General features: G+C 64.2%; 5 protein-coding genes. 2 read left to right on the top strand and 3 right to left on the bottom strand.

Annotated features, from left to right (window positions below; translation table 11 throughout):
* Both leuS and NTW26_07770 read right to left on the bottom strand, forming a co-directional pair.
* On the bottom strand, positions 1–1,786 hold a 1,786-nt coding region (gene leuS, locus NTW26_07775), incomplete at its 3' end, for a leucine--tRNA ligase (GenBank protein ID MCX7022152.1).
* A gap of 279 nt (positions 1,787–2,065) precedes the next feature.
* Positions 2,066–2,311 (bottom strand): C4-type zinc ribbon domain-containing protein, encoded by a 246-nt coding sequence (locus NTW26_07770; protein ID MCX7022151.1) that lies wholly within the window; start codon positions 2,309–2,311, stop codon positions 2,066–2,068.
* A 306-nt stretch (positions 2,312–2,617) separates the two neighbouring features.
* On the opposite strand from NTW26_07770, the gene NTW26_07765 reads away from it, so the two are divergent.
* Together NTW26_07765 and NTW26_07760 are read left to right on the top strand one after the other, a co-directional pair.
* On the top strand, positions 2,618–3,058 hold the full coding sequence (locus tag NTW26_07765) for a hypothetical protein (GenBank protein MCX7022150.1): 441 nt from the start codon (positions 2,618–2,620) through the stop codon (positions 3,056–3,058).
* On the top strand, positions 2,971–3,222 hold the full coding sequence (locus NTW26_07760) for a hypothetical protein (GenBank protein ID MCX7022149.1): 252 nt from the start codon (positions 2,971–2,973) through the stop codon (positions 3,220–3,222). Before NTW26_07765 ends, NTW26_07760 begins: the two co-directional genes overlap by 88 nt.
* A gap of 305 nt (positions 3,223–3,527) precedes the next feature.
* Here NTW26_07760 and NTW26_07755 read toward each other — a convergent pair whose 3' ends face one another.
* A complete protein-coding gene (locus NTW26_07755; GenBank protein ID MCX7022148.1) occupies positions 3,528–4,490 on the bottom strand; it encodes an aminopeptidase in 963 nt (320 codons plus the stop codon).
* Between the last annotated feature and the right edge of the window lie 68 nt (positions 4,491–4,558).

Raw genomic sequence — 4,558 nt, 5'->3', positions numbered from 1 at the left:
TGCCGACCACGTTGCCCCGACTCTTGCTCATGGCCTTGCCGCCCAGGGTCACCATGCCCTGGGTGAACAGGCGCGTGAACGGCTCGGAGAAGGAGAGCATCCCAGCGTCGCGCAGCGCCATGGTGAAGAAGCGGGCGTACATCAGGTGCATGATGGCGTGCGTGATGCCGCCGATATAGGTGTCCACGGGCAGCCAGCGGTCCACGGTTTCCTTGTCGAAGGGCCGGTCCTCGGGCTGGCTGGCGTAGCGCAGGAAGTACCAGGCGCTGTCCACGAAGGTGTCCAGGGTTTCTACCTCGCGCCGCGCCTCGCCTCCGCACCTCGGGCACTTCACGCGGACCCAGTCCCGCGCCTCGGCCAGCGGCGGGTGGCCCTTGGGACGGAAATTCGCTATCCGCGGCAGGAGCACCGGGAGGTCGTCGTAGGGCACGGGTACCACGCCGCACTTCTCGCAGTGGATCAAGGGGATGGGCGTGCCCCAGTAGCGCTGGCGCGAGATGCACCAGTCGCGCAGGCGGTAGTTCACCCGACGGCGGCCGTAGCCCCCGGCCTCCATCATGTCGGCGATGCCTTCCACAGCCTCGGCGGACTTTTCCCCGTCGAAGGGGCCGGAGCCGGCCAAAATACCCGGCAGGGGGTAAGCGTCGGTCATCGTGTCGGCGGTCAGGGTCTCCCCGGGCGGCATGACGACCGGCACAATCTCCAGGCCGTACTTTTTGGCGAAGGCGAAGTCGCGCGTGTCGTGGGCCGGCACGGCCATGACGATGCCGGTGCCGTACTCCAAAAGGACGTAGTTGGCCACCCAGATGGGCACCGGCCTGCCGTTGACGGGGTTGACCGCATGGCGCCCGGTGAAGACGCCTTCTTTTTCAGTCTCGTCGGCGGCGCGCAGGAACCGGTCCTGGGCGAGCACCCGGTCTACGAAAGCGACGACCTCCGCCTCCCGCTCCGTGCCGGCGACCAGGTGCCGCACCAGCGGATGCCCCGGGGCCAGCACCACGTAGGTCATCCCGTAAACGGTGTCCACCCGGGTGGTGAAAACCCCGAAGGACTCGGGAAAGCCCTCTACGCGCAGGTCGAACTCGACCCCCTCGGAGCGGCCGATCCAGTTCCGCTGCATGGTGCGCACCTCGGCGGGCCAGTCCTCCAGGGTGTCCAGGTCGTCCAGGAGCTCCTGGGCGTAGTCCGTGATTTTGAAGAACCACTGCCGCAGGACCTTCTGGGTCACCTCATCCTTACACCGCTCGCAGCGGCCGCCCACGACCTGCTCGTTGGCCAGCACCGTCCGGCAGCTCGTGCACCAGTTGGCGGAGCTCTCCTTGCGCTCCACCAGCCCCATCTCGAAGAGTTTCAGGAACATCCACTGGGTCCAGCGGTAGTAATCGGGCTTCGAGGTGTCCACCTCGCGGTCCCAATTGTAGGGGATGCCGATCCGCCGCATGGTCTTTTTGAAGGAGGCGATGTTCACCCGCGTCCATTCGTCGGGGTCGGTGCCGTGCTGGATGGCGGCGTTCTCCGCGGGCAGGCCGAAGGCGTCCCAGCCCATGGGGTGCAGCACCTCGTACCCCCGGCGGTGGCGGTACCGGGCGATGACGTCCCCGATCGAGTAGTTGCGGGCGTGGCCCATGTGGAGCGTCCCCGAAGGGTAGGGGAACATGTCCAGGACGTAGTACTTGGGCCTTTCGCCGGTCAGGGGACGGTCGGGCCGCGCGAAGCGGCAGAAGCCCGCATCCCAACGTTCCAGCCACTTCTTTTCGACGTCTTTGGGCCTGTACGGCTCGGTCATGGAAAAGCTCCTCGAGTCCGCAGCGGTGCGGCCGTAATCATCAACGGCAGAAAAAAACCCGCGTCCGGGCGGCTCGCCGAGGCGCGGGTGTCTGGTAAAGATTATCCCGCTACCCCTGTTCCCCTTGCAGGGCGAGAGTAAGCGGGGTCGGCGAAGACGAAGAGTGCGCTCTGTGACGACGCTCGCGGCACGTCTGAAAAAGGTTCTCCGTCATCTTCGCAATTCCAAGAAACCTCCGGGAAAACGACCGGTGTAATGTAGGCCGCGATCAGGCGTTTGTCAAGCCGAGCCGCCCCGACCCGTTGGCGGGACATGCTTTTCCTCCTCGTAGATGAGGATGGCGCCGCAGCTCTCGCAGAACTCGATGGTTTCGCCGCGACGCACCAATAGAGCCCTGCCGCTGGGAACGGTGACGTGGCAGGACTGGCACACCCCGCCCAGCATCTTGGACACGGCGTTCTGGTTGTGACGCTGGTAGAAGCGCTGGTAGTGGACTAACAGATCGCGCTTGATCTTGTCCTTCACTTTCAAGACACCCCCTTAACCGAAAGACCGGGGTTATTCTAAGAGTGGAGCGGAAAAAAAGCAAGCGCACCGCAAAATCCGGTCTTGACGATAACGGTTTTTTAGGGTATTTTTGACCGTGGTGAGTAGTATATACTCGAATTTGAGGTTCTCGACGAGCGCATCAAAGCGAAAATTTGCACCGTCCTTCTGAACGCACTCGACATTCGGGCTATAATTAATGGAGGAGAAACCACTCCATCCGGCTGATTTAACGATCCCTCGGTGATAACCGGGATTAGCTTACCAGCGTTACGGGAGCTTGAAATGCGAAAAATACCGTTAACATTCCTCTTCCTGCTGATCCTCTCACCAGCGCTGGCCAACGTGAGCGTCTTTTCGGACACTCAAAATCCCCTGGCCGCCCAGATGGGTAATCGGCCGGCGGGCGACGTCTACGTCCCCGAGGTTGTCGTCTGCGGTGCCCGCATGTTCTTAGCCGCCGCCATGTACAACCACACGGACCTCGACGGGTATGACTTCTACGCCAACGACCAGGGCCTGCGGCTGGTGTACAACTGCATGACCTACCTCCTCGACCCCGAGGACCAGAGCGTCACCTCGGGGACCATCGGCTGCATCGGCGACTTCGGCCTCCCCAACGGGCTTCAGGAAGGGTCTTGGTACCCGCCCTGGAGGAGTGGTTCGCCAGCCAGATCCATACCCGCAGCGAGTACTCGACCTACGTCGGCCTCGGCGGCAAGCTGATCCTCGCGGGGACCTGGGACGAAGTGCCCGATCCCTCCGGCATACAGCTCGAGTTCCTCCCGAAAAACTCGATCTGGATCAAACAATTCAGCGTCATGGAGTTCCTCCTCCCCGCCGAGGACCCCTCGCACCCCATCGCCAAGAATATGAATGACCCGGCCTGAAAGACGGCGGATCGCGATCCGCCGTTTTTTTTGCGAGGTCGGTGAGCTTTTTACGCCAGCCTCATGAAAATTGGATTGAGACGAAGTTGTAGCCTTTTCGACGGCAGGCGAGGGTCGAAAATTCCTCGTCTCGTATCGGACGGATTGCGGTGACGTAGGGCGGCCCCTCTGCGGGCCGCTGTTTCCGAAATACGCCTCGATCCTCACCCCGGCCCGTGCCTCGCAGGCCCCCAGAGGGGGAATAAGGCGGCCCTCGCCACCTCCCGACACCGAAACGCGACGGCCACCCTCCGCGGGCCCGACCGCTACCAGCCCACCGGCCCCCCTCCGCCCAGTATCACCTCGCCGTCCGCCTCCAGGGTTGGCGCGCGGACGATCCCGTCCAGGTGGCTCGCCACGCTCACCCTCCCCCCGAAGGTAGAGTTGTCGCCGAGGGCCACGTGGCAGGTGCCCAAAACCTTCTCGTCCTCCAGGACGTTTCCGGTAATCGTCGCCGTCTCGTTGGTGCCGATTCCCAGTTCGGCCACGTTACGGGCGTCCCAGCCGAAGGGCGTGATTAAACGCTCCAACTCCTCGGCCTCCTCGCCACCCCGGATTTCCACGACCGAGCCGTCGGTTATCACCAGCTCGATGGGTTCGGCCAAGAGCCCCAAGCCGGCCATGGAGCCGTCCACGACCAAAATCCCCGCCGCGGTGCCCTCCACGGGCGCCGCGTAAACCTCGCCCGCGGGCAGGTTGGCGAAATCGCCCGGCCGGTGGTTGATCCCGCCGTCGGCCCGGAAGGTCCGCCCCTCGATGGAGAAGGTGAGGTCCGTTCCGGCTGGGGAGCTCAGCCTGACCCGGCTCTTCCCGGCGAGAACGCCGAGCAGCCGCTCGTTGCGCCGCTCTATCTCGTCGTAATCCGCGACGAGGGTGCGCCCCATGACCTCGGGAGTAATCATCGGCAGGCTGGCGATTCTCGCCCCCGCTTGGGTTGCGGCCAGCCGCGCGGCGGTGTGGCTGAGGCTTTTACTGGTCGGCATGAGAATCACGTCGGCCCCCAGCATCGCACGGGCCACGGCCTCCGGCGGCTCCTCGCCGTGGCTCTCCCGGGGCGTCATCTCCAGAATCAGCGGCTCGGCCCCCACCGTGAGGCAGGGCGCGGCGAAGAGCGGTCCGAAGTCGCGCTGGGGGGTGTCCACCACGATCAGCACCGACTCGCCAGCCTTCACGCCCATGCACCTCAAAACGGCGATGTCGGCGGCCTTCTTCAACTCGGCGGTTATCATCGGCTCCTCTCGGGCTGGGTTAAGACGGCGGCCGGCGCGCCGCAGCCTATCTCTTCGATTTGGGCCTG

It is taken from the genome of bacterium (assembly GCA_026398675.1).
In the GTDB taxonomy this organism is placed as follows: Bacteria; RBG-13-66-14; RBG-13-66-14; order RBG-13-66-14; family RBG-13-66-14; genus RBG-13-66-14.
The sequence above is the reverse complement of the archived record's forward strand: the minus strand, read 5'-3'. Positions and strand labels throughout refer to the sequence as shown.

Excerpts from the sequence above, each read along its gene's own strand:
- NTW26_07765 (MCX7022150.1), top strand. The coding sequence starts at position 2,618 with ATGCGAAAAATACCGTTAACATTCCTCTTCCTGCTGATCCTCTCACCA.
- NTW26_07755 (MCX7022148.1), bottom strand. The coding sequence starts at position 4,490 with ATGATAACCGCCGAGTTGAAGAAGGCCGCCGACATCGCCGTTTTGAGG.